Here is a 302-nt window from a genome sequence, read left to right on the forward strand (position 1 = left end):
ACTGCAAAATTATTGGTACAAAATCCATTGGTTTCGGATCGTGAAGATCTGGTTTGCAGAACGGGCGACTTAGGCCGTTATGACAATGATGGAAATTTGGAAATTCTGGGAAGAATCGACGATCAGATCAAACTTCACGGCGTACGTGTAGAACTCGATGGTATTCGTAGTTCTTTACTAAACTTAGAAGGAGTAGGACAGGTAGAATTAGTATTACACAACGATGCCTCGGCGGATTCGTTATTGTGTTATTACAGCGGAACAGAATACGGTTCCGGAGAATTGCGTTTGCTTTTATCGGC

General features: G+C 42.4%; 1 protein-coding gene. It reads left to right on the plus strand.

Annotated features, from left to right (window positions below):
• Positions 1–302: AMP-binding protein (locus tag GJU43_RS22780; RefSeq protein ID WP_154344191.1), on the plus strand; the 302-nt coding region annotated here is incomplete at both ends.

The sequence above is a fragment of the Flavobacterium sp. LC2016-23 genome, from assembly GCF_009674775.1.
Lineage (GTDB): Bacteria > Bacteroidota > Bacteroidia > Flavobacteriales > Flavobacteriaceae > Flavobacterium.